Source organism: Brachybacterium sp. GCM10030268, assembly GCF_042666305.1.
Lineage (GTDB): Bacteria > Actinomycetota > Actinomycetes > Actinomycetales > Dermabacteraceae > Brachybacterium.
This window is the reverse complement of sequence record NZ_JBHTCW010000003.1, coordinates 291,729-315,746: the sequence shown is the minus strand read 5'-3', so window position 1 is coordinate 315,746 and position 24,018 is coordinate 291,729. Positions and strand designations below refer to the sequence as shown.

The following is a 24,018-nucleotide window of genomic DNA, read 5'->3' as shown; positions in this document are numbered from 1 at the left end:
ATCACGGTCCATCCCCATGCGGACGCACTGGCTCACCCGCCGAGCCGCTGTGGAGGAACGACCGCCCGACCGTCCGACCAGGGAGTTGTGGATGGCCGGGGCGGCTCCCTTTCTGAGTGGCCCACTCTCAGCCTATGTCTCGCCGACGCTCGCCGCTGCCCCCGTCATTAGCGCCCGGCGTCTTCACCACGGCGGAAGCCAGGGCCGCGGGCGTATCGAGCCGTCGGCTGGCGGCAGATGATCTCATCCGCATCGCACAGGGGCTCTATGCGACGCGCACTGGAAACGTGACGGAGCTCGACGTCGTCGCGGCATGCGCTCGGGGCGCCCCGGGAGTCGTCGGCTGCACGCTCACAGCCGCCCGTCTCTGGGGTTTTCCCATGCCGGAGAGGTCCCCGACATGGGACCTGACAGACCGTCGGTGCTCTGTCCACCTGAGTCGGGAGGGATCCCATCGCAGCACCTCAGGACGTATCCGCTGGAGGGAACTGTCGCTCGGTCCGGAGGATGTGTCATCGCTTCGGGACGTCCCGCTCACCAGTCGGACTCGTACGCTGCTCGATCTTTCCACGGTCTTCTCGCATGCCGCGCTGGTGAGTGTCGGCGATCATCTGGTGAGGATCCCGCGGCCGAAGTTCGAACAACGGTCCGAGCCCTATATAGCTCTCGACGAGTTGGTCATGCTCGCCGAGAGGTACCGCGGACGTGGCGCTGCCCGACTGCGGACGGCTCTCGACCATGTGCGGGTGGGCAGCGACTCGCCCGCCGAGACGAAGCTCCGCCTTGCCGTCATACGCGAGGGCATTCCGGAGCCACAGATCAACGTTGAGATCTTCGCCGGGCCGGTCAGCCTGGGCACCCCGGACCTCTCCTGGGCGCAGTGGCAGGTGTGCCTCGAGCACGAAGGGCCCAGTCATCGGACTCCTCAGCAGCAGGAACGGGACATCGAACGCAGCGAGCGGCGCCGCGACCATGGCTGGGTAGAGATCCAGACGACAGCCCGAGACCTGCGTTCAGAGTGCCACCGCGCGGTCGATCGCATCTCCGAGAACATGCGCCGACAGGGCTGGACCGGTTGAGGCGAGCTCGAGTGCTCCGGCATCGAAGGATCCGGCGCTATCGCGGGCTCCCCACTACTCGGGACCCGGCGCGTGTCGATCCGGCGGTCGGAGACGGCGCCGTACTTCCCCACCGCTGTCCCGGCCTGAGCCCACCGGATGGATACCAGCCCGCGGCCGCAAACGATCCGCGAGTTCAGTGCAGAAAGCGCCCGATAAACGCGCCGAACTCGCGACTCGATCGAGGTACCCCAGAGACCCGGGGCCGGGTGCAAGGCACCGACCAGGGGCACCGGGGCCCCGAGGCGGCGCCGGTGCCGCAGGTGGCCCCTGGTCAGGCGGCGCCTTCGACCAGCTCCGTCAGCAGCGCCCGGGCGCCGCGGGTGCGGAGCACCTCGAGGGCGTGGAGGTAGGGCTCGGTGAACGCCTCGTGCTGGACCAGATCGCCGAAGAGCTCCTCGTCGCGGAGGAAGGCGAGCATGTCCTCGTCATGCTTCGCAGCGGCGGCCATCACGCGGCCGTGGAGGCGGTCGACCACCGGCCACTCCTCCCCGTTCTCGCCCGTGCCCTCGGCGTAGCGGGCCCAGGAGGCGACGATCGCGGCGGTGGCGGTGACGTCGCGCCCGGCCCCGAGGTTCTCGCGGATCACGGGCATCATCCAGGTGGGGATGCGGTCGGAGGATTCGGCGGCGAGGCGGGCGAGGGTGTCCTTGACGTGCTCGTTGGCGAAGCGCTCCATGAGCTCGTCCTTGTAGGCGTCGAGGTCGATGCCCGGCACCTCGGGCACGGTGGGCGTGCCTTCGCGGTCCATGTACAGCCGCCGCGTGAACGGGGCGAGATGCTCGTCGACCGCGGCCTCGTCGGCGTAGGTGTGGCCCAGCAGCAGGCCGAAGTAGGCGATGGCCTGGTGGCTGCAGTTCAGCAGACGCAGCTTCATCAGCTCATAGGGCTCGACGTCCTCGACCATCTGCACGCCCGCCTCCTCGTAGGCGGGGCGGCCGGCGGGGAACTCGTCCTCCAGGACCCACTGGACGAAGTCCTCGCTGACCACGGGCCAGGCATCCTCGATGCCGAAGTCGCTCGAGATCATCTCGATGTCGGCCTCGGAAGTGACCGGCGTGATGCGGTCGACCATGCAGTTGGGGAAGGCGACATGCTCCTCGATCCAGTCGGCGATGGGGGCGCCTTCGTGCAGCCCGTTCTCGTCGCGGCGACGGGCGTAGGCGAGGATCATCCGCTTGGCGAGGTCGCCGTTGCCGCGCACGTTGTCGCAGGACATCACGGTGAACGGCGCGGTACCTGCCTCGCGGCGTCGGCGCAGCGCCTCGACGACGTACCCGAACATAGTGCGGGGATGACCAGCCTGATGGGCGGTGTTCGCCCCGCCCCCGTCAGTCGCCGCGAGCCCGGCGGCCTGGGCTCCGGCGGGATCGAAGCGGGTCCGAAGGTCGGCGGCGACGTCCTCGGTCTCGTACTGGAACTGGCCGGTCGAGGGGTTGTAGTTGTAGCCGCCCTCGGTCACGGTGAGCGAGACGATGCGCACCGCCGGGTCGGTCATCCTCGCCAGCACGGCGTCGGGATCGTCGGGCGCGAAGAGGTACTCGGCGATGGAGCCGATGACACGCGGCTCGCGATGGCCGTCGGGAGCCTTGGTGACCAGGGTGTACAACCCGTCCTGCGCGGTGAGCGCGTCGCGCATGCGGGCATCCCCGGGCAGCAGGCCGACGCCGCAGATCGCCCAGTCACGGTCGCGGCCGGCGCGGAAGAGCTGGTCGAGGTACATCGCCTGATGAGCGCGGTGGAAGCCGCCCACACCGAAGTGGACGATGCCCACCGTGCGGTCCTCGAGCGGATAGTCGGGTACCGCGACCTGACCGCTCGCGGCCAATTCGGGCAGGGCAGAAGCGTTCAGAGCGGTCATGTCTCATCCTTCGTCGGTGAGTGATGTGATGGGGCCGACCCTACCAACGTTCTCGTCAGATGAGCAGTACTGCGCGCTCACCTGATCGAACGGTCCGTGCACCCTCGAGGCGCGGCCGGCCGGCGCGCCGATGGCGCGGCGCCCCTCACTCGCACCCCCGGTACGCGGCCGGGCAAGGCGCCGGCGGCGCGTTGCCCCACTCGCACCCCTGGCACGCGACCGTCCGGGACGCCGGCGGCGCGGCGCCCCTCACTCCAGCAGTGCGGCGACCTGATCGGCAAGGTCGGGGGCGAGCACGATGTCATCGACCAGACCGGAGCGAGCAGCGGCCACGACGGCCTCCGGCCGCCCCACGGCGGGCGCCGCCGCGATCACGTGGGCCCGGCGCAGCTGGTCGGGGCGCACGCCGACCACCCTGTCCTCCATCGCGGAGTGCCACACCGCCCCGGTGCCTGTCAGCAGGATGCCGCAGGTCTCCGCCACGACTCCGGCCTCCTGCGCGCGGCGCTGCTCGCTCTCGGCGAGGCGGGCCCACAGAGTCGAGGCCCCCGGGGACCAGGCCCCGACGGATACCACCGCGACGTCGAGGCTGTCGGCCGCATCGAGGGCCGTGCGCACTTCGTCCATGGACCGCAGCGAGGCGGCGACCTGCGCGGAGTCGACGATCAGCGGCGTGGGCAGGGCCCAGACCTGGCCGCCGCTGAAGGAACCCAGGGTGTGGACGAGGGCCGAGGAGTGCGCGGTGGAGTAGCCGGGGGCGCTGAGCGGACCGACCAGCTGGACGATGTCGGCCGGAGGCAGCGAGTCCAGCGACTCGGGAAGGTGCATGAGGGTCCGGGACCAGGCCACGCCGAGCCGGCCGCCCTCGCGCAGGCGGGTGGGCAGCAGCCGGGCCACCTGCCGGGCGATGGCGGCGCGCATCGATTCGCCGGGGCGGGCCGCGGCGACTGTGACCGAGGCGATGCCCAGCTGCTGGGCAAGCTGAGCGTGGTCATGGCCGGCGGCCGCGGGGTCGACGATCTCGATACGCACGATGCCTTCGTCGCGCGCCTCGTCCAACAGCCGGGCCACCTGGAAGCGGGACAGCTCGTGCCGTCGGGCGATCTCGACCTTGGACAGGCCATCGATGTAGTACTCGGTCGCCAGGGCGGCCTTGAGGGAGCCGGACACAGTGGTCGCCTCGGAGCGGTCGCCGGCCGGCGCCACCTCGCTCACCGCCGCATCATCCTGCGCCATGCCGGCACCTCCTGCCACCTGGGGATAGCGATCATCTGTCGCCCAACTGTTGCTCACGTGAGCGTATATGACTACGCTCACTCGCAGTTGAGCATTTCGAGCGATCATCTGTGAGCACCGGCGAGGCCGTCGGCCGCAGTCATCCTCCAGCGGAGACATCGCCGTCCGCGGCGGTCGCGCCGGAGCGACCGTTCCCGCGGCACGGACGCCGGAGGCGCCCGAGAGACCTGATCGACCCGCTCCCCCGAGACTCCAGCCTCGAGCCGTTCAGAGGAGAACAGCGCATGGGACACCGCCGACCACATCCGCCCCGCGAGGCCCACCCGCCGGGCGCCTCGACCCGCGCCGCGGGGACGGCCCCGAAGGCGTCACCACCACGCAGCCCTCTCACCCGGCCCTCCCGTCGGACGCTGCTCGGTGCGGGCCTGACCGCAGGCATCGGCGCCGCCGGGCTGGGCCTGGCCGGCTGCGCCCCCGCGTCGGCCGGGCGCGAATCGATCGTGGTGGCGATCGTGTCGAACCCGCAGATGCAGGACGCGATCAGCCTCATCGACCACTTCACTGCGCAGCACCCGGACATCGACGTCCGCTTCGTCTCGCTGCCGGAGAACGAGGCGCGCGCGAAGATCACCGCGTCGGTCGCTTCCGGCGGCGGCGAGTTCGACGTCGTGATGATCTCCAACTACGAGACCCCGCTGTGGGCGCCCAACGGCTGGCTCACCGACCTCGAGCCGTACATCGCTCGGACCGACGGGTACGCCCCCGAGGACTTCGTGCCCACCATCCGCGATGCCCTCACCGTGGACGGCTCGATGTACTCGGTGCCGTTCTACGGCGAGAGCGCGTTCCTGGTCTACCGCCAGGACCTGTTCGAACAGGCCGGCCTGGAGATGCCGCAGCGGCCCAGCTGGGATCAGCTGCGCGAGTTCGCCTCCGCACTGCACGATCCCGACAACGGCATGGCCGGGATCGCGCTGCGCGGCCTGGCCGGGTGGGGCGAGAACCTCGCGCCGATGAGCACCGTGATCAACACCTACGGCGGTTGCTGGTTCGACATGGACTGGGCTCCGCGGCTGGATTCCGAAGAGGTCCACGAGGCGGTCTCGATGTACGTGGACACGCTGCGCTCCTACGGCCAGCCCGGCGCCGCCACCTCCGGTTTCGGCGAATGCCTGACCCAGTTCAGCCAGGGCAACGCAGCCATGTGGTTCGACGCCTCCTCGATGGTCTCCGGGGTGGAGAACCCCAGCTCCTCGACCGTCGTCGGCAAGACCGCCTACGCGCTGGGGCCGACGGAGAGGACCGAGTACGCCGGGTGGCTGTACTCCTGGGCGCTGGCGATCCCCGAGACCAGCCAGATGAAGGACGCGGCCTGGGAGTTCATCGCCTGGATGACCCATCCGGACTACTTCGATCTGGTGGGCAACGAGGTCAGCTGGGAGGCGCTGCCGCCCGGCTCGCGGCTGTCGACCTACGAGATCCCCGAGTACGCGGAGCTCTCGCAGAACTATGCCGAACCCACGCTGGATTCGATGGAGAACGCCACCCAGGAGAACGCGATGACCGTGGAGGTGCCCTACGACGGGCTGCAGAACGTCGTCATCCCCGAGTTCCAGGATCTCGGCACGCGCGTGGGCCAGCAGTTCTCCGCCGCGATCGCCGGCTCCAAGACGGTCGACGAGGCGCTGGCGCAGTCCCAGACCTTCGCCTCGTCCGTCGCCCGCACCTACGGATGGGAGGGCTGAGCGATGAGCGCAGCCACCGACACCCCGGCCGACGCCCCACGCACCGGCGGGACCGGCCGCACGGATCCTCTCGCGCCGCGGGGAGGTCCGTCGGCCGACGGATCCCGCGGAGGCAGACCGCGCGGGCAGGAGGGCTCCCGGGCCGACGGGTGGCGTCGCCGCCTGCCGCTGATGCCCGCCTTCGCGTTCGTGGTGATCTGCACCCAGATCCCGTTCCTGCTGACGATCTGGTACTCGCTGCGCTCCCGCAACCTGCTGCGCCCCGAGGGCGAGCAGTTCGTGGGCTTGCGCAACTACCTCGACATCTTCGTCGACTCCACCTTCCGCACCGCCGCCCTGAACTCGGTGCTGATCACGCTGGGCTGCGTGGGCGTCTCGATGGTGCTGGGCCTGGGGCTCGCGCTGCTGCTGGACCGGAAGTTCGCCGGCCGCGGCATCGTGCGCACCCTGCTGATCACGCCGTTCCTCATCATGCCGGTGGCGGGGGCGATGCTGTGGTCGATCTCGATGTTCAGCCCCACCTACGGGCTGGTGAACTGGCTGATCTCCCTGGTGGGCATCTCCCCCATCGACTGGACCAGCCAGCTGCCGCTGCTCTCGATCCTCATCGCGCTGGTGTGGCAGTGGACGCCGTTCATGATGCTGCTGCTCCTGGCGGGGCTGCAGTCCCAGACGGGTGACGTGCTCGAGGCCGCGCAGATGGACGGCTCCACCATGTGGCAGACGTTCGTGCACATCACGCTGCCGCACCTGCGCTTCTACCTCGAGCTCTCGGTGCTGCTGGGCGCGATCTACGTGGTCAACACGTTCGACCAGATCTACCTGATGACCGCCGGCGGGCCCGGCACCGCCAGTGCCAACCTGCCCTTCTACATCTACCAGCGGGCGTTCCTGGGCTTCGACATCGGCCAGTCCGCCGCGATGGGCGTGATCACGGTGATCGCCACCATCATCGTCGCCACCTTCGCGCTGCGCCTGATCTTCACCAGCATCAACTCCAAGGAGCAGTCATGAGTGCCGTCACCGCCGACGCCCCGCGCACCCCCGCCGCTGCACCGGCCGCCTCCCGGCCCAGGCGGCGACGGCCGACGGGACGGGCCCGCGGCACCCTGCTGACCGTGCTGGCCTGGGCGGCGGGCCTGATCTTCTTCGCCCCGGTGGCGTGGATGGTGCTGACCAGCTTCAAGCAGGAGTCGCAGGCCGCCTCGAACCCGCCCACGTTCTTCTTCACCCCGACCCTGGAGCAGTACGCCTCGATCATCGGCTCCTCCGGGGCCGCCTCCTATCTGGTCAACTCCGTGATCGCCACCGGCGTCTCCACGCTGCTGGTGCTGATCCTGGCCGTGCCGGCGGCGTACGCGGTGAGCATCCGTCCCATCAAGCGCACCCAGGACGTGCTGTTCTTCTTCATCTCCACCAAGATGCTGCCGGTGGTCGCGGTGATCATGCCGATCTACGTCATCGCCGGTCAGCTGCGGATCCTGGACAACATCCTGACGTTGATCGTGCTGTACACGGCGATGAACCTGCCGATCGCGGTGTGGATGATGCGCTCGTTCTTCCTCGAGGTGCCCGGCGAGGTGCTCGAGGCCGCCTCCATCGACGGGGCCACGCTGATGCGCACGATGCGCACCGTGCTGCTGCCGATGGTGGCCCCGGGCGTCGCGGCGACCGCGCTGATCTGCGTGATCTTCGCGTGGAACGAGTTCTTCTTCGCCCTGAACCTCACCGCCGCCAACGCCGCCACGGTGCCGATCTTCCTGATGTCCACCATGACCTCGGAGGGCCTGTTCCTGGCGCGGCTGTCCGCCGCCTCGGTGCTGGCTTCGCTGCCGGTGGTCCTCGCCGGCTGGATCGCCCAGAAGCAGCTGGTGCGCGGACTGTCGATGGGTGCGGTGAAGTAAGCCGGGTGATCGACCGGGCGAGGGTTCGGGTACCGTGCGACAGTTCCCGCCACAGCCCGAGGTGCCGCTCGTGCACCGCCCCGGAGGATCCGTCGTGCCGCTGAAGAAGTCACCCACCGTCTATGACGTGGCGGAGCATGCCGGAGTGTCCATCGCGACGGTCTCGCGGGTGCTGCGAGGCCCCGAGAAGGTGGCCGCCGGCACACGGGAACGCGTCCTCTCGGCCGTGCAGGAGCTCGGGTACGTGCCCAACGCGAGCGCGCGAGGGCTCGCCGGCCGTCGAACGGGGGTGCTCGGCCTGCTGATCCCCGGCCACGACATCCCCGCCACCAGCAGCCGGCCGACGGACGTCGACGGCGAGGTCGAGTTCCTCGAGGACCATGACGACTCCCACGCGGGCCCCCTGCGCAACCGCTACTTCGAACAGCTCGTCCAGGGAGCTGAGGCCGCGGCCTGGCGCGACGGGTACGCCCTGCTGATCGCGGCCGGCACCAGCGTGAGCCGTGACGTGGTGCTGCGGGACCTGACCGGCCGCGTGGACGGGCTCGCGGTGGTCTCCCGCACGGTACCCGACGACCTCATCGAACGCGCCGCCCGCAGCGTCCCGCTGGTCCTGGTCGCGGGCGAGATCCGCGGCGCCACCGATTCGGTGCGGGTCGACAACCGCGGCGGGATGTCCGCCCTGACACGGCACATCCTCACGGTGAAGCCGCCCGGCCCCGTGGTCTATCTCGCCGGCCCGCCCAACTCCCCCGACGCCACGGCCCGCGAACTCGGCTTCCGCGACGCGGTGGCTTCCCATGACGGCCCGTGGCACCGCGTCCTGGCCGACTTCTCCTGGCAGGGCGGGTACGACGCGCTCGGCGAGCAGCTGCGCAGCGGGGCCCCCGGGGCCGTGATCGGGGCCAACGACCAGAGCGCCCTGGGCGCCCTGGCCGCGCTCCAGGAGGCGGGGATCCGGGTGCCCGAGCAGTGCGTGGTCACCGGTTTCGACGGGATCGACGAGGCCCGCTACAGCCGGCCGCGCCTGACCACGGTGCGCCAGCCCATGACCGACCTCGGCATCCGCGCCGTCGAGGCCCTGCTGCGGCGCATCGCCGATCCCGACGCCGAGCCCCTCGACCTGCAGCTGCCCGTCGATGTGCTCCTGCGCGACAGCAGCGGCAGAGCCGCGCCCGCCACCTGAGCCCGGGCAGGCTCCCGCTGCACCGCCCACGCCCGCGACCGCCACGGCCACCGCGCCCTCCCGGCGGCGAACGGCACCGCGAGATCCGTGACCCTGTTGCTTCACGGCATGAATACCAACGCGCTCACGGATCCCGGCGGGGCCCGGGTCCGATGTGTCCGGCGGGCCCCGGGTCCGATGCGCCCAGCCGGCCCGCCGGGGCCGCGTGCAACCCCGCCGCGCCCCCGGGGTTGCACGAGCGGCATGTAAGCGCATACAGTCACACCGTTCCGTACGACGGAGCGCCGATGCCGGTGATGGAGGAGGCGCCCCGGTCCGCACGGACACCGGCAGGCAGGTTCCTCCCGCGACGCGGCGGGCACCGGCCCCTGCACCTCCGCTCCCGGAGGCGTCTCCACTGCTGGAGGCACCTCGGCCCTCGGAGCGGAATCGTTCACAACGACGGCGTGAGGACGTGACGACGTGGCATCTGCACCACACCTGAACCTGGGCCGGCGCACCCTCCTGGCCGGCGGCGCGCTCGGCATCACCGGGCTCGTCGCCTCGGGATGCTCCCTGCAGATCACGAGCCGGCCCGATCCCACCATCGGCGACGACACCATGCTCATCGCCGGGGACAAGGGCACGCCCACGTTCACCGCGAACTTCAACCCGTACCAGTCCAATGCCCGCACGGCGGCGACGATCATCTACGAGCCGCTGATCTGGATCAATCCGCTGGACGGGGAACTGGAGCCATGGCTCGCCGAGAGCTGGGAGCAGCCGGACCCGCAGCAGATCGTGATGACTCTGCGCCAGGGCGTCACCTGGCACGACGGCACCGAGCTGACCAGCGACGACGTGGCCTACACGTTCCGGATGCTCCAGGAGTTCCCGGCCAATGACACCGCGGGCGTGTGGGGCCGGCTCGAGTCGATCGAGACCGACGGGGCCACCATCACCTTCACCCTGCTGGCCCCCGACACCCCCGCCCTGCCCGTGATCGGCAAGACGATCATCGTCCCCCGGCACCTGTGGGAAGGGGTCGAGGACCCCTCGACCTGGCGCAACGAGGAGCCCGTCGGCTCCGGGCCGTTCGCACTGGGCAACTTCACCTCGCTGCAGTACACGCTCGACAGGTACGAGGACTACTGGCAGGCCGAGTCGATCGATATCTCCCACCTCGTCTACCCCGCGGCCAGCGAGCAGCTCGACCTGGTCACCAAGGGTTACGACTGGGCGTACTCGTACATGAGCGATGTCGAGAACACGTGGATGGCGGCGAACGAGCACAACAAGTACTGGTTCCCGCCCGGCGGGATCATCGGCCTGCATCCGAATCACGACGTGGCCCCCTTCGACAGCGCCGACGTCCGTCGCGGTCTCGCCCTGGCGATCGACGGCGAGAAGATCGCCTCGGCCGCCGTCGAGGGATACACCGGCCCGGCCAGCCAGTCCGGGATGCTGCTGCCCAACCAGGAGGACCTGCTGAACCCGGAGCTCCCGGACCGCGGCTTCCTGCAGCAGGACACCGACGCCGCCATCGAGGCGTTCGAAGCGGCCGGGTTCACGTACGACGGCACCACGATGCTCACCCCGGAGGGTGAGCCGTTCACCTTCGCGCTCTCCACCCCGAACGGGTACACCGACTGGCTGCGGGCCGTGCAGGCCGTCCAGAGCCAGCTGGGGGCGATCGGCATCGAGGTCACCATCGACGCGCCGCAGGCGGCCGCCTACGAGGCGAACCTGACCAGCGGCGACTATCAGGTCGCCTGCGGCTCGTCGAACGGCTCCGACGCCTTCCAGGGCTTCACGAACCTGCTCTCGGGCGAGTACTACGCCCCCATCGGCGAGGAGACGCAGAACAACCGCATCCGGTACCAGAACCCCGAGGTCGACGACCTGATCGCGCGATACCGCGCTTCGGTCGCGACCGAGGAGCAGACCGAGATCCTGCACGAGCTGCAACGGATCTTCTACCAGGATCTCCCTGTCATCGCCATGTACTACGGCGGGCTGTGGGGCCTGTACAACGACGGCCGCTTCACCGGCTGGCCCACCGCCGAGGACCCCTACGCACCGCTGCAGACGTACGGGTCCTCACCGCTGATGGTGCTGACCAGAGTGCGCCGCGCCGGCCAGGAAGGCGAGTGATCCCCCGATGAGATACGCCCTGCAACGCCTGGGATGGTTCCTGCTGACCCTGTGGGCCGCCATCACCATCAACTTCCTGCTCCCCCGGATGATGCCCGGCTCCCCCGCCGACGCCGCCATCGCCAAGCTCTCCCAGAACGGGCCCGTCACCGAGGCGACGCGGCGCGCGGTCGAGGCCCAGCTCGGGGTGCCCGACGGCAACATCCTCCAGCAGTACGTCGACTATCTGGGCCAGATCTTCTCCCTGGACTTCGGTGTCTCCTACGCCTTCTACCCCGAGCCCGTCAGCGGTCTGGTCTCCCAGGCATTGCCGTACACGCTGATCCTCGTGGGCCTCGTGACCGTCGCGGCCTTCGTCATCGGCACCCTGATCGGTGTGCTCTCGGCGTGGAAGCGCGGCACCTGGCTGGATGCCCTGCCCACCGTCGGCGGCAGCTTCATCAACACCTTCCCCTACTTCTGGACCGCGCTGCTGCTGCTGTTCCTGCTGGGATACGTGCTGCACCTGTTCCCGACCTTCGGGGCGTACTCCGCCACCACCGTGCCGGGACTCTCCCTCGAGTTCGTGCTCGATGCGATCTACCACGCGGCCCTGCCTGCCTTCACGATGCTGATCACGTCGCTGGGCGCCTGGATCATCGGCATGCGCAACGCCATGATCACCACCCTCGGCGAGGACCACGTGACCTTCGCGGAGGCCAACGGCATCCCCGGGCGCACGGTGGCGCTGAAGTACGCGGCGCGCAACGCGATCCTGCCGAACCTGACCGGCTTCGGCATGGCCCTGGGCGGGGTCGTGGGCGGCTCGATCCTCGTCGAGCAGGTCTTCGGCTACCCGGGGATCGGGTTCCTCCTATTCAACGCGGTGACCGGCCAGGACTACCCGCTGATGCAGGCGATCTTCCTGATGATCACGGTCAGCGTCCTGGTGGCGAACCTGCTCGTGGACATCCTGTACGGCATTCTCGACCCGAGGACGAGGCGATGAACGCACCCACCGACCGCACCCCATCGAATCCCGGGGGCGAGGACGCTCCTGGGACGGCCGGCCCCGTCGGGGCGAGCAGTCCCGCAGGAACCAGCCCCGCCGGCCGTTCCGGACCCGACGGGAGCCCGAGCCCCGTCGGCCGCCCCGGACCAGCCGGCGACCACGGGCCCACCGGCGACCACGGGGCTCCCGGCGACCGCGGATCCGCCGCTGCGGCCGACGCCACCGCGCAGCGCCACCCCGCCCTGGCGGCCCTCGCCGGCGGACTGCGCACCATCTGGGGCAACCGCAAGGCCCGCATCGGCCTGATCATCCTGGGCATCTTCGTGGTGCTGGCCGTGCTGGCGCCGCTGCTGGCCCCCTACGACCCCAAGGACAACACCTTCGAGCGCAACCTCGACGCCTCCGCCCAGCACTGGCTGGGCACCACGGCCGCCGGGGAGGACGTGCTCAGTCAGGTCATCTACGGCGCCCGGATCTCCCTCGTGGTGGGCTTCGGGGCCGGCGGCATCTCCACGGTGATCTCCGTGATCATCGGCCTCACCTGGGGGTACATGCGCGGGATCCTGGCCGACGTCGTCAACTTCATCGTCAACCTGTTCCTCGTCATCCCCGGCCTGCCGCTGATGATCGTCGTCGCCACCTATCTCAGCAACGGCGGCATCTCCGTGATCATCGTGGTCATCGCCGTCACCGGCTGGGCGTGGGGAGCCCGCGTGCTGCGCAGCCAGACACGCACCCTGCGCAGCCGCGACTTCGTAGAATCTGCCCGGTTCTCCGGCGAGCGGGCGCCGCGGATCATCTTCCGGGAGATCCTCCCGAACATGACCTCCATCATCGCCGGCGGCTTCTTCGGCTCCGCCACCGCCGCGATCCTCGCCGAGGCCGGGCTCGAGTACCTCGGGCTGGGCGATTCCACGGTGGTCAGCTGGGGCACGATGATCTATTGGGCCCAGAACTCCAACGCCATGCTGACCGGTCAGTGGGCGCTGCTGTTCGCCCCGGGCCTGTGCATCGCCCTGCTGGCCACCTCCCTAACCCTCATCAACTTCGGCATCGACGGGATCAGCAATCCCCGTCTGCGGGAAGGGAGCACCGGGCGATGAGCACCGCTCCGATCACGACGCAGCACACCACGGCAGAAGTCGAACCCCTGCTCAGCGTCCAGAACCTCTCCGTCGTCTACGAACCGGTGGGGGCACGCCCCACCCATGCGGTCAAGGACGTCTCGTTCGACGTCGGCCGCGGGGAGTTCATCGGCCTGGTGGGGGAATCCGGCTCCGGCAAGTCCACCCTGGGCTTCGCGCTGACGGCACTGGCCAAGCCGCCTGCCCGCATCGAGGGCGGCCGGGTGATGTTCGGCGAGGTCGACATCGCCCACATGAGCCAGGAGGCCCTGCGCACACAGCGCCAGGGCGGCTTCGCGATGGTGCTGCAGGCCGGGATGAACACGTTGAACCCGGTGCGCACCATCCGCAAGCACTTCCACGACATCTTCGCCGCCCACGGACATGTCGCGAGCGGCCGCCGCGACCAGCGGGCCGAGGAGCTCGTGGGCCGGGTGTCCCTGGGCCCGGAGGTGCTGGACCGGTACCCCTTCGAGCTCTCCGGCGGCATGCGCCAGCGCATCACCATCGCGCTCGCCCTCTCGCTGGAGCCGCAGCTGATGGTCTTCGACGAGCCCACGACCGCGCTGGACGTCCTGGTCCAGCACGCGGTGATGGACACCATCCGGGCGCTGCAGGCCGAGGAGGGCTTCACCGCCATCCTCATCAGCCATGACTTGGGGGTGGTGCTCGAGTCAGCGCACCGCGTGCTGGTCATGCACGACGGCCGCATCGTCGAGGACGCCCCCAGCGCCGAGATCCTCCACCGGCCGCAGCACGAGTACACCCAGATGCTGCTGAGCCACTTCGCCGATCCCCGCGCCGAGCACGTCTCGCTGCCCGGGCTCGAGGCGCCCGAGCTGCGCGCCACCTCCCCGCACGGTGAGGCGCCGCCGGCCGGGAATGGCCCGTCGGCCGAGCACCATCCGTCGGCCGAGCACCATCCGCCGGCCGAGCACCCCCCGTCGGCCCCGCCGCCGCATCCCGGATCGACGGCCGACGGGCCGGCACCGGGCGTCGCCGGCTCCGCACGCCGTTCGGGCCCGGCCGTCCCTGACGGCCCCGAGCTCCGCGTCCAGGGCGTGACCAAGCGCTACGCCCCGCCCCGGCGCCGCGCCGCGCCCGTGCTCGCGGTCGACGACGTCAGCTTCACGCTCGCCCCGGGCGGGGCCACGGCGCTGGTCGGGCAGTCCGGCAGCGGGAAGTCGACGCTGGCGAGGATGATCACCGGGGTCGAGAAGCCCACCGAGGGCAGCATCCAGCTGGGACCGGTCGACGTCGGTGCGCTGCGCCGGGGCGGGCTGCGGGATCTGCGGCGCACCGTGCAGATGGTGTTCCAGGATCCGTATTCGGCCCTGAACCCGCTGAACACGGTCGAGTACACCCTCAGCAGGGCGATCGCCAACCTCACCGACGTCCATCGCGACGGCGCCCGCCGGCGCGTGTTCGAGCTGCTGGAGACCGTCGGCCTCACGCCGGTCGAGCAGTACGCCAAGAAGCTCCCCCATCAGCTCTCGGGCGGGCAGCGCCAGCGTGTGGTGATCGCCCGGGCGCTGGCCGCGGACCCGCAGGTGATCATCGCCGACGAGCCCGTCTCGATGCTCGACGTCTCCCTGCGGGCCGGTGTGCTCGCGCTGCTGCGCGACCTGCGCGAGCGCACCGGCATGTCGCTGCTGTACATCACGCACGACCTGCTCAGCGCCCGTCTGATCACCGACGACATCCTCGTGCTGCACGAGGGCCGGGTGGTCGAGCAGGGCCCCACCGCGCAGGTGATGCGGCAGCCGCGCGACGAGTACACGATCCGCCTGCTCGACGCGATCCCCAACCCCGGGCGCGTCCACGGCGCCTGACCGACCCCGACACCCACGACAGGAGACCCATGTCCACGCTCCGCTTCCCCGACGGCTTCCTCTGGGGCGCCGCCACCGCCGCTCACCAGATCGAGGGCAACAACATCAATTCGAACTGGTGGGAGATGGAGCACCGCCCGGACACCCACGTCGTCGAGCCCAGCGGTGACGCGGCCGACAGCTACCACCGGTTCGAGGAGGACATCCGCATCCTCGCCGAGCTGGGGCTGAACTCCTACCGCTTCAGCATCGAATGGGCGCGCATCGAGCCCGAGCGCGGCGTCGTCTCCAAGGCGGAGCTGGCCCACTACCGCCGCATGATCGACACCTGCCTCGAGCACGGCGTCGAGCCGATCGTGACCCTGCTGCACTTCACGGTGCCGCGGTGGTTCGACCGCGACGGGTTCTGGCGGGCCGACGACGCCCCCGAGCTGTTCGCCCACTACACCGAGACGGTGCTGCCGATCCTGGACGACGTGCGCTACGTGTGCACGATCAACGAGCCCAACATCGCCGCGATGCTCGCCGGCGGCGAGAAGGCCGAGAACCTCGTCGCCCACGGCCTCGCCTTCCCCGACCTCCACGTCGCCGACCAGTTGTTGGCCTCCCACCGGGCATCCCGCGAGGTGCTCTCGGGCCGCGGCGACATCCTCTCGGGCTGGACCGTGGCCACCCAGGCCTTCCATGCCACGGGCGAGGAGGGCAGCCAGGAGAAGCTCCAGGAGTACGGCTACCCGCGCGACTTCTGGTACCTCGAGAACTCCGCCGGGGACGACTTCCTGGGCGTGCAGGCCTATACCCGCACCTTCATCGGACCCGACGGCCCGATCCCGGTGGCCGAGGGCGTCGAGACCACGCTGACCGGTTGGGAGTTCTTCCCGCCCGCCTCGGAGCTGGGAATCCGCAGCGCCTGGGAGCTCAGCGGCAACGTGCCGATCATGATCACGGAGAACGGCATCGCCACCGCCGACGACACGCGCCGCCGCGCCTACGTCCAGGGTGCCCTGGAGGGCATCCACCGCACGATCGAGGACGGCATCGACGTGCGCGGCTACCAGTACTGGTCGCTGCTGGACAACTACGAGTGGGCCAGCGGGTTCCGCCCCACCTTCGGTCTGCTCAGCTGGGATCCCGACACCTTCGAACGCGAGATCAAGCCCAGCGCCCGCTGGTACGGCGAGGTCGCGCGCGCCGGCGAGCTGAGCGTCGAGGACTCCTGACCCGACCGTCCCCCGATCCCGATTCCGATCCGGAGAGTCGCCATGACACCCGCAGCAGATCCGCATCCCGCGCCCTCGTCGGCCGCGCCCTCCCGGTCGGCCGCGCCCTCCCCGTCGGCCGCGCCCGCACCCGCCCGCCGTCCCAACATCCTCATGGTCCTCACCGACGACCATGCCGCCCACGCCATCGGTGCCTACGGGTCCGTCGTCAATCGCACCCCGCACCTGGATGAGCTCGCCGAGCGCGGCTGGGTGATGGAGGACTGCTTCTGCACCAACTCCATCTGCACCCCGAGCCGCGCCTCGATCCTCACCGGGACCCACAGCCACGTCAACGGCGTGACCACGCTGTCCACGCCGATGGATTCCTCGCTGCCCACCTTCGTCTCGCGCCTGCACGAGGAGGGGTACCGCACCGGGATCGTCGGCAAGTGGCATCTGGGCGAGGGCCCCGAGCATGCCCCGCGCGCCTTCGACCGCTGGGAGATCCTCCACGACCAGGGCGAGTACTTCGATCCCGTCTTCCGCACCGCCGACGGGGATATCCAGCGCACCGGGTACACGACCGACGTCATCACCGATCTGGCGCTGGAGTGGATCGGGGACTGGGAGGCCGAGGCGCCGAACGAGCCCTGGTGCCTGCTCGTCCACCACAAGGCCCCGCACCGGCCCTGGGAGCCCGACGAGGCCCATCGCGGCCTGTACGCCGACCCGATCCCCCTGCCGTCGACCTTCCACGACGACTACGCCACCCGCGGGGAGGCCGCCCACCGCGCGGCCATGCGCATCGCCGACCACCTCACCCTCGAGGACGTCAAGCAGTACCCGCCCGAGGGGCTCGACCACGAGCAGCTCGCCGTATGGAAGTACCAGCGGTACATGCAGGACTACCTCGAGTGCGTCGCCTCGATCGATGACAACGTCGGCCGGCTCACCGCTGCGCTCGACGAGCGCGGCCTGTTCGACGACACCCTGTACGCGTACGCGTCCGACCAGGGGTTCTTCCTCGGCGACCACGGCTGGTTCGATAAGCGCTTCATGTATGACGAGTCCATCCGGATGCCGCTGATCCTCAGCTATCCGCGGCAGCTGGCCGCCGGCCGGCGCAGCCAGGAGATCGTCACCAACGTGGACTACGCCCGCACCTTCCTCGCCGCCGCCGGCGTGGAGCCGGACCCCGGGATGCAGGGCACCAGCTTCTTCGAGGCGCTGCGCGACGAGCTGCCCCCGCAGGAGGATCCCGCCTTCTACTACCGCTACTGGGAGAACGACGACGGAATCCACGGGGCTCTGGCGCACTACGGGATCCGCACCCGGCGGTACAAGCTGATCCGGTTCTACAACGACGGGCTCGGGCTGCCCGGCACCCGCCGCAACCTGTTCCCGCCGTACTGGGAGCTGTACGACCTGCAGGAGGATCCCGAGGAGCTGCGCAACGTGGCCGAGGACCCGGCGTACTCGACCGTGCGCGCCCAGCTGGAGGAGCGACTGCGGGTGGAGCAGGCCGCGGTCGGCGACGTGCCCTACGAGCCCGAGGTCGACGCCGATGGCAGGCCCGCGCGGCTGGTCTCGCCGCCCCGGCCGCGGGGCTGAGTCGAGAGGCCGGCGAGCAGGCCGGGGCGCCGCCGCTCAGGCGTCCCCGGGCACCTCGCGCTCGATCTCGGCGAGCCAGGCCTTCGCAGTGACGTCCGAGGGCATCCGCCAGTCGCCGCGCGGGGACAGGGAGCCGCCGGCGAGGACCTTCGGCGCGTTGGGCACGGCGGAGCGCTTGAACTGGTTGGCGAAGAAGCGGCGCGTGAACACGGTCAGCCAGTGCTTGATCTCGTCGCGGGAGTAGGCGCGCTTGTCCGCCTCGGCGTATCCGGCGGGCCACTCGCCGGCCTCGGCGTCACCCCACATCTGATGGGCGAGGTAGGCGATCTTCGCCGGCCCATAGCCGCGGCGCAGCAGGTGGTAGAGCGCGAAGTCGTGCAGCGCGTAGGGCCCGATCGAGCCCTCGGTGGTCTGCGCCTCCTCCCCTTCGCGGGTGGGGATCAGCTCCGGGGTGATCTCGGTGTCCAGGACCGCCTGCAGGAGGTCCGCGGTCGACTGGTCGAACAGTCCCTCGGAGATCACCCAGCGGATCAGGTGCTGGATCAGCGTCTTGGGCACGCCGGCGTTGACGCCGTAGTGGGACATCTGGTCGCCCACACCGTAGGTCGCCCAGCCCAGCGCCAGCTCGGAGAGGTCGCCGGTGCCGACGACGATGCCGCCGTGATGGTTGGCCAGGCGGAAGAGATAGTCGTAGCGCATGCCGGCCTGGACGTTCTCGAAGGTGACGTCGTAGACCTCCTCGCCCCGGCCGAAGGGATGGCCCATGTCCTGCAGCATCTGGGTGCAGGCCGGCCGGATGTCGATGGTCTCGAAGCTCGCGCCGATCGCCTTCGAGAGCAGCTCGGCGTTGGAGCGTGTCGTCTCTCCGGTGGCGAAGCCGGGCATCGTGTACGCCAGGATCTCGGAGCGGTCGCGGCCCAGGCGGTCCATGGCCTGCGCGCACACGATCAGCGCGTGCGTGGAATCCAGGCCACCGGAGACCCCGATGACAGGACGCGTGCCGCCGGGCTTGTCCCCGCCGATCGCGCTGAGCCGACGCACCAGCCCCGCGACCTGGATGTTGTAGGCCTCGTAGCAGTCCTGGGCCAGGCGGGCCGGGTCGTCGGGCACGAAGGGGAAACGCCGGTGCGGCCGACGCAGAGGGCCGGTCGCGGGGGACGCAGCGGGCGATGGCGAGCCCGCCCCGTCGGCCGGAGCGCCCCCGAAGAGGTACGTCTCCGGCCCGTAGGTGTAGTGGTCGATGGGCTCGGCGAGGTTGCGGCGGTTGTCGTCGAAGGTGTTCTGGCGCCGGCGCTCGGCGACGATGTGCTCGAGGTCGACGTCGACGACGGTGGCGCGCGGGCCCTGCGGGAACCGCTGGGACTCCCCCAGCAGGTCACCGCACTCGTACACGAACGTCTGCCCGTCCCAGGCCAGATCCGTGGTCGACTCGCCCTCGCCGGCGGCGGCGTAGATGTACGCGGCCTGGCAGCGGTCGGAGGCGGAGCGGGCCAGGAGCTTGCGCTCGTCGGCCCGTCCGATGGTGATGGGGGAGCTGGAGAGGTTCACCAGCACCGTGGCGCCGGCGAGCGCAGCCTCGGCCGACGGCGGGATCGGCACCCACATGTCCTCGCAGATCTCCACGAACAGGTTCAGCCCCGGCACGTCGGGCACCGGGATGATCTGGCCCTGCAAGATCACCGCGTCGTGACCCCCGATCCGCAGCATCCCGCCGGGCACGTCATCGCCCGCCGCGTACCAGCGGCGCTCGTAGAACTCGCGGTAGGTGGGCAGGTACTGCTTGGCGGTGACGCCGAGGATCTCCCCCCGGTGGATGGTGATCGCGGCGTTGAAGACCCGACTGCGGTGGGGCAGCCGCAGCGGGGCGCCGACGACGATGATCGGCAGCAGCTCACGGCTGGCCTCGACCAGGGTGGCGACCGCGGCCTCGACGGCATCGAGCAGCGGCTCCTGCATCACCAGGTCGTCGAGGGAGTAGCCGCTCAGAGAGAGCTCGGGGAACACGGCCAGACCGACCTGCTGGTCGTGCAGATCGCGGAGCACCTCGAGGTGCCGCTCGGCGTTGGTCGCGGGATCGGCGAGCGCGACGGGCAGGGTCACGGCGGCCACACGCACGAAGCCGTGGTCGTAGATCGAGGCGTGCGGGTCGCGACCCTGGTCAGTGATGCCGTGTTCGGTGCTGCCCTGTTCAACGCTGCCCGGAACGCCGTGCCGCTGGTCAATCCCGCCCTGGTCGGCGCCGCTGGAGGCCTCGGTGTCCGTCGCTGAGCTCATGGGGGAAGCCTAATCGAGGGCCGCGCCGGGGATCAGGCCGCGGACCTCGGTGTCAGAGGCGCATCATGGCGAGCGCGCCGACACGGCGGGGCGTGCCAGCACGGCGGGCGCGTGCCAGCACGGCGGGCGCGTGCCAGCACCAGGACGAGCGTGCCGACACGGCTCCCATTCCCCCGGAACGTGTCAGCGCTGCAACGTTCCGGGGGAACGGGCGCGGCGACACCGCGCGTCGAACCGTCGGGGGCGCTCGAGACTGCCCCTCCCCACCGCCGAGGCCAGCTGTAATAAGTTGTCCCGGTGATCGTGGACAACACAGCTTCTCGCGAGGGGGCTCGGTGAACGCTCGTCGGCCCCTGCTGGGGTGGCTGCTGATCGCGCCGAGCCTGATCGGCGTGACCGCCTTCCTGATCCTGCCCGTCGTCCTGGCCTTCGTGGTCTCCCTGTTCCGCTGGGATCTGCTGGGCACCCGGGACTTCGTCGGCCTTCAGAACTACTCGACGCTGCTCAGCAGCGGCGCCCTGGCCAACTCCCTCATCGTCACGGCACTGTTCACGCTGATCTCCGTGCCGGTCTCGATGGCGCTGGGCTTGGCGCTGGCCTCGCAGCTGGTCAGAGCCGTGCCGGGGTCGGCGGTGGTGCGGGTGATCGTGGTGATCCCCTGGGTGTGCGCGCCGCTGGCCCTGGGCGTGGTGTGGAAATGGATCTTCCAGCCCTCCGTCGGTGCCGCGAACCAGATCCTGGGCATGCGCATCGAGTGGCTGACGGACCCGAGCCTGGCCCTGCCCGCGGTGGCGTTCGTGGCGATCTGGCAGAACGTCGGCTACATCTCGCTGTTCTTCCAGGCCGGGCTCTCGCGCATCCCCACCTCGATCTACGAGGCCGCCCGGCTCGACGGCGCCGGTCCTTGGGCCTCGATGTGGCACATGACGATCCCGCTGCTGCGGCCGACGACGTTCTTCCTGGCCGTGACCCAGGTCGTCGCCAGCTTCCAGGTGTTCGACATGGTCTTCGCCCTCACCGGCGGCGGGCCCCAGCACCGCACCGAGGTGATCGCCTCGCTGGTGTACAACGAGGGCTTCGGCGCCTCCCGGCTGGGCCGGGCCAGTGCGGTCGCCGTGATCCTGTTCGTGCTGCTGGTGATCATCACCCTCATCCAGCAGCGCTACTTCGCCCGCCGCATCACCTACGACATGAGCTGAGGGGAGGAGACCATGCACGCACGACGCGCCCTGAGCTACGCGGGCACCTACCTGGTGCTCGCCCTCGCGGCCGCCGTCACCCTCGGCCCGTTCCTGGTCTCGGTGATGACGGCCTTCACCTCCTCCCAGCAGTTCGCCCAGCAGGGGCCGCTGAGCATCCCGGCCCCGCCGACGCTGGAGAACTTCGTGGGCCTGTTCACCTCCTCCGACGGGTTCGTGACCCCCGTGGTGGTCACGGTGCAGATGGTCGCGGTGATCCTGGCCGGGCAGATGGTGTTCTCGGTGCTGGCCGCCTACGCCTTCGCGCTGCTGCGCTTTCCCGGCCGTGACCTGCTGTTCTGGGTGTACGTGGCCACGCTGATGGTGCCGCAGGTGGTCGTGGTGGTGCCGCTGTACCTGATGATGAGCGAGGCCGGGCTGCGCAACACGTTCTGGGCGCTGGTGCTGCCGTTCGTGCTCGGCTCCCCGTACGCGATCTTCCTGCTGCGGGAGAACTTCCGCGGCGTCCCGACCGAGCTGATGGACGCCATGCGCATCGACGGCGCCGGCACCCTGCGCCTGCTGTGGCACCTGGTGGTCCCGCTGAATCGGCCGATCATCGTGACCCTGATCCTCATCACCGTGGTCACCCACTGGAACAACTTCATGTGGCCGATGGTGATCACCTCCGGCCCCGAGTGGCGCACCATCACCGTGGCGACCTCCGCGCTGCAGTCGCAGTACAACAACAACTGGACCCTGGTGATGGCCGGGACGACCCTGGCGATGCTCCCGCTGGTGATCCTCATGGTCGTGTTCCAGAAGCAGATCACCCGCTCGGTCGGCGAGACCACCCTGCGCTGAGGGCCGGCTGGGGTGGCCGGAGTGGTCCGCGGGCGGCGGGCGGGCTGGGGTAGCCGGGTGGCGTTGGCACGAACCTGTAGTAGAGGAGCATCTGCCCTACGTATACGGGGGTCGCGTGCCGCTGAGCTACATGTTCGTGCCACCCCTCCCCGGACCCGGCATCCTCGCGTCAACCCTCCCCAGACCCCGCGACATACACCGCCACAGATCCGACCGCCCCGCTGTCCCCGCGCGATAATGGGGACTGCTCCGCGCTGTTCCCAGGCCCCGGAAGGACCTTCCCCATGCTGACCCGCCGCACCCTGCTCTCGACCTTCACCGCCGCCGGCCTGCTCGGGACCGCGGCCGCCTGCTCCCCCTCGAGTGACGACGGGGGCAGCGGCGATGGCGGCGGCAATGGCACGCTGACCTTCCGGTTGTGGGACGAGAACGCCGCCGCGGCCTACGAGGAGTCGTTCCAGGCCTTCACCGAGCAGGAGGGCTGGAACGTCGAGATCGACATCGTCCCCTGGGACGACTACTGGACCCGCCTGCCCCTCGACGTGGCCAGCGGCGATGCGGCCGACGTGTACTGGATGAACTCCGCGAACTACATCCAGTACAAGGACTCCGAGGACCTGCTGGATATCAACGAGGTCGTGCCCGACGGGGCCGAGCAGTGGGAGCCGAGCGTCGTGGACCTCTACAGCCGCGACGGCGGGCTCTGGGGCGTCCCGCAGATCTGGGACTCGATCGCGCTGTTCTACAACAAGGGTCTGGTCGAGGCCGCGGGCGTGGACCCCGCGAATCTGAGCTTCGACCCGTCGGCCGAGAGCGATCCCCTGCGCGATGCCGGCAAGGCCCTCACCGTCGACGGCGAGGGGCGCCATCCCGGGGACGAGGGTTTCGACGTCGACTCCCGCGCGCAGTTCGGTTTCAACTCCCAGGCCGACCGGCAGGCGATCATCGGCCCGATGCTGGCCTCCAACGGCGCGCAGTGGCAGAAGGACGACAAGTACACCTTCGCCTCCCCCGAGGGCATCGAGGCCTTCCAGTACATGGCCGACCTCATCAACGTCGACCAGATCGCCCCGAGCGCCGCCGACACCAACGAGAACGGCGACTTCACCCGCGATCTGTTCACTCAGGGCAAGCTCGGCCTGTTCCAGTCCGGCCCCTACAACCTCACCAACATCGCCGACGGGGTCGGTGACTCCTTCGAGTGGGCCCTGGCCGCACCGGTCGCCGGCCCCGCCGGCGCGAAGTCCCTGGTCCACGGCGTGGTCGCGGTGGGCAACGCCAAGGCCGACGACGACCAGCAGGAGGGCATCGCGAAGCTCCTGACCTGGCTGGGAAGCGTCGACGGGCAGATGCCGCTGGCCGAGAAGGGCGTCTCCTTCCCCGGCCACGTCGACGCGCAGGACGCCTTCATCTCGTTCTGGAAGGACAAGGGCGTGGACGTCAGCGTCTTCGTCGAGGCCGCCAAGAACCCGGCCGAGGCCGATACCGGCACCCGTGCCAACGCCGGCCTCGAGGCCGCGATGCCGACGTTCCAGGAGGTCTTCATCGGCCGCCTGACCGCCGAGGAGGGCATCCCCCAGGCCCAGGAGGAGGGCAACGCCGCGATGGCGGAGTAGGGCAACGCCGCGATGGCGGAATGAGGCCCCGATCCGCGATCGTGGCCGGCGGCCCGCCCCCGACTGAGCCGCTCGTCGGCTCACGTCCCTGTTCATAGGCTCTTCACGATCCTTCTACGGGTTGTGTCCACAACGTGCTCTCC

17 protein-coding genes are annotated in these 24,018 nt (G+C 70.0%); 14 read left to right on the top strand and 3 right to left on the bottom strand.

All coding sequences use genetic code 11. The features are described 5' to 3' along the window. Window positions 1-746 precede the first annotated feature (746 nt). Window positions 747-1,079, top strand: a complete 333-nt coding sequence (locus tag ACFQRD_RS07225; RefSeq protein ID WP_377803631.1) for a hypothetical protein — start codon at window positions 747-749, stop codon at window positions 1,077-1,079. Between the two features lie 313 nt (window positions 1,080-1,392). Here ACFQRD_RS07225 and ACFQRD_RS07220 read toward each other — a convergent pair whose 3' ends face one another. Both ACFQRD_RS07220 and ACFQRD_RS07215 read right to left on the bottom strand, forming a co-directional pair. Then, window positions 1,393-2,979: a mannitol dehydrogenase family protein gene (locus ACFQRD_RS07220; RefSeq protein ID WP_377018582.1), complete on the bottom strand. Its 1,587-nt coding sequence runs from the start codon at window positions 2,977-2,979 to the stop codon at window positions 1,393-1,395. 249 nt (window positions 2,980-3,228) lie between these two features. Further along, window positions 3,229-4,215, bottom strand: a complete 987-nt coding sequence (locus tag ACFQRD_RS07215) for a sugar-binding transcriptional regulator (RefSeq protein WP_377018581.1) — start codon at window positions 4,213-4,215, stop codon at window positions 3,229-3,231. 284 nt (window positions 4,216-4,499) lie between these two features. Between ACFQRD_RS07215 and ACFQRD_RS07210 the strand changes: the two genes are divergently transcribed. The 10 genes from ACFQRD_RS07210 (at window position 4,500) to ACFQRD_RS07165 (ending at window position 17,943) form a co-directional block, all read left to right on the top strand. Further along, on the top strand, window positions 4,500-5,960 hold the full coding sequence (locus ACFQRD_RS07210) for an ABC transporter substrate-binding protein (RefSeq protein WP_377803630.1): 1,461 nt from the start codon (window positions 4,500-4,502) through the stop codon (window positions 5,958-5,960). A 3-nt stretch (window positions 5,961-5,963) separates the two neighbouring features. After that, the gene (locus ACFQRD_RS07205) at window positions 5,964-6,974 is read left to right on the top strand and encodes a carbohydrate ABC transporter permease (protein ID WP_377018579.1); all 1,011 of its coding nucleotides are present in this window, start codon (window positions 5,964-5,966) and stop codon (window positions 6,972-6,974) included. Next, the gene (locus tag ACFQRD_RS07200) at window positions 6,971-7,864 is read left to right on the top strand and encodes a carbohydrate ABC transporter permease (RefSeq protein ID WP_377018578.1); all 894 of its coding nucleotides are present in this window, start codon (window positions 6,971-6,973) and stop codon (window positions 7,862-7,864) included. The genes ACFQRD_RS07205 and ACFQRD_RS07200 overlap by 4 nt, the downstream gene beginning before the upstream one ends. A gap of 94 nt (window positions 7,865-7,958) precedes the next feature. Further along, window positions 7,959-9,050, top strand: a complete 1,092-nt coding sequence (locus tag ACFQRD_RS07195) for a LacI family DNA-binding transcriptional regulator (RefSeq protein ID WP_377018577.1) — start codon at window positions 7,959-7,961, stop codon at window positions 9,048-9,050. A 462-nt stretch (window positions 9,051-9,512) separates the two neighbouring features. Further along, window positions 9,513-11,183, top strand: a complete 1,671-nt coding sequence (locus ACFQRD_RS07190; RefSeq protein WP_377018576.1) for an ABC transporter substrate-binding protein — start codon at window positions 9,513-9,515, stop codon at window positions 11,181-11,183. A gap of 7 nt (window positions 11,184-11,190) precedes the next feature. Then, window positions 11,191-12,171 (top strand): ABC transporter permease, encoded by a 981-nt coding sequence (locus tag ACFQRD_RS07185; RefSeq protein WP_377018575.1) that lies wholly within the window; start codon window positions 11,191-11,193, stop codon window positions 12,169-12,171. Beyond that, a complete protein-coding gene (locus ACFQRD_RS07180) occupies window positions 12,168-13,277 on the top strand; it encodes an ABC transporter permease subunit (RefSeq protein ID WP_377803629.1) in 1,110 nt (369 codons plus the stop codon). Before ACFQRD_RS07185 ends, ACFQRD_RS07180 begins: the two co-directional genes overlap by 4 nt. Beyond that, complete coding sequence (locus ACFQRD_RS07175; protein WP_377018573.1) at window positions 13,274-15,130, top strand: ABC transporter ATP-binding protein; 1,857 nt, start codon at window positions 13,274-13,276, stop codon at window positions 15,128-15,130. Before ACFQRD_RS07180 ends, ACFQRD_RS07175 begins: the two co-directional genes overlap by 4 nt. Before the next feature lie 29 nt (window positions 15,131-15,159). Further along, a complete protein-coding gene (locus ACFQRD_RS07170) occupies window positions 15,160-16,350 on the top strand; it encodes a glycoside hydrolase family 1 protein (protein ID WP_377018571.1) in 1,191 nt (396 codons plus the stop codon). A 42-nt stretch (window positions 16,351-16,392) separates the two neighbouring features. After that, on the top strand, window positions 16,393-17,943 hold the full coding sequence (locus ACFQRD_RS07165; RefSeq protein WP_377018570.1) for a sulfatase: 1,551 nt from the start codon (window positions 16,393-16,395) through the stop codon (window positions 17,941-17,943). Window positions 17,944-17,979: 36 nt separating this feature from the next. Here the strand turns inward: ACFQRD_RS07165 and ACFQRD_RS07160 are convergent, their stop codons facing one another. Continuing rightward, window positions 17,980-20,217, bottom strand: coding sequence for an NAD(+) synthase (locus ACFQRD_RS07160; RefSeq protein WP_377018569.1), 2,238 nt, complete (start codon window positions 20,215-20,217; stop codon window positions 17,980-17,982). A gap of 335 nt (window positions 20,218-20,552) precedes the next feature. On the opposite strand from ACFQRD_RS07160, the gene ACFQRD_RS07155 reads away from it, so the two are divergent. The 3 genes from ACFQRD_RS07155 to ACFQRD_RS07145 all read left to right on the top strand — a co-directional run bounded on the left by ACFQRD_RS07155 (window position 20,553) and on the right by ACFQRD_RS07145 (window position 23,875). Next, window positions 20,553-21,416 (top strand): carbohydrate ABC transporter permease, encoded by an 864-nt coding sequence (locus ACFQRD_RS07155; RefSeq protein WP_377018568.1) that lies wholly within the window; start codon window positions 20,553-20,555, stop codon window positions 21,414-21,416. A 12-nt stretch (window positions 21,417-21,428) separates the two neighbouring features. Further along, the gene (locus ACFQRD_RS07150; RefSeq protein ID WP_377018567.1) at window positions 21,429-22,259 is read left to right on the top strand and encodes a carbohydrate ABC transporter permease; all 831 of its coding nucleotides are present in this window, start codon (window positions 21,429-21,431) and stop codon (window positions 22,257-22,259) included. A gap of 284 nt (window positions 22,260-22,543) precedes the next feature. After that, window positions 22,544-23,875: an extracellular solute-binding protein gene (locus ACFQRD_RS07145; RefSeq protein ID WP_377018566.1), complete on the top strand. Its 1,332-nt coding sequence runs from the start codon at window positions 22,544-22,546 to the stop codon at window positions 23,873-23,875. The last annotated feature ends 143 nt before the right edge of the window (window positions 23,876-24,018 follow it).

Coding starts and splice junctions, on each gene's coding strand:
- ACFQRD_RS07210 (WP_377803630.1), top strand. CDS start 4,500: ATGGGACACCGCCGACCACATCCGCCCCGCGAGGCCCACCCGCCGGGC.
- ACFQRD_RS07150 (WP_377018567.1), top strand. CDS start 21,429: ATGCACGCACGACGCGCCCTGAGCTACGCGGGCACCTACCTGGTGCTC.
- ACFQRD_RS07220 (WP_377018582.1), bottom strand. CDS start 2,979: ATGACCGCTCTGAACGCTTCTGCCCTGCCCGAATTGGCCGCGAGCGGT.
- ACFQRD_RS07215 (WP_377018581.1), bottom strand. CDS start 4,215: ATGGCGCAGGATGATGCGGCGGTGAGCGAGGTGGCGCCGGCCGGCGAC.
- ACFQRD_RS07200 (WP_377018578.1), top strand. CDS start 6,971: ATGAGTGCCGTCACCGCCGACGCCCCGCGCACCCCCGCCGCTGCACCG.
- ACFQRD_RS07175 (WP_377018573.1), top strand. CDS start 13,274: ATGAGCACCGCTCCGATCACGACGCAGCACACCACGGCAGAAGTCGAA.
- ACFQRD_RS07185 (WP_377018575.1), top strand. CDS start 11,191: ATGAGATACGCCCTGCAACGCCTGGGATGGTTCCTGCTGACCCTGTGG.
- ACFQRD_RS07205 (WP_377018579.1), top strand. CDS start 5,964: ATGAGCGCAGCCACCGACACCCCGGCCGACGCCCCACGCACCGGCGGG.
- ACFQRD_RS07170 (WP_377018571.1), top strand. CDS start 15,160: ATGTCCACGCTCCGCTTCCCCGACGGCTTCCTCTGGGGCGCCGCCACC.
- ACFQRD_RS07180 (WP_377803629.1), top strand. CDS start 12,168: ATGAACGCACCCACCGACCGCACCCCATCGAATCCCGGGGGCGAGGAC.
- ACFQRD_RS07165 (WP_377018570.1), top strand. CDS start 16,393: ATGACACCCGCAGCAGATCCGCATCCCGCGCCCTCGTCGGCCGCGCCC.
- ACFQRD_RS07160 (WP_377018569.1), bottom strand. CDS start 20,217: ATGAGCTCAGCGACGGACACCGAGGCCTCCAGCGGCGCCGACCAGGGC.
- ACFQRD_RS07145 (WP_377018566.1), top strand. CDS start 22,544: ATGCTGACCCGCCGCACCCTGCTCTCGACCTTCACCGCCGCCGGCCTG.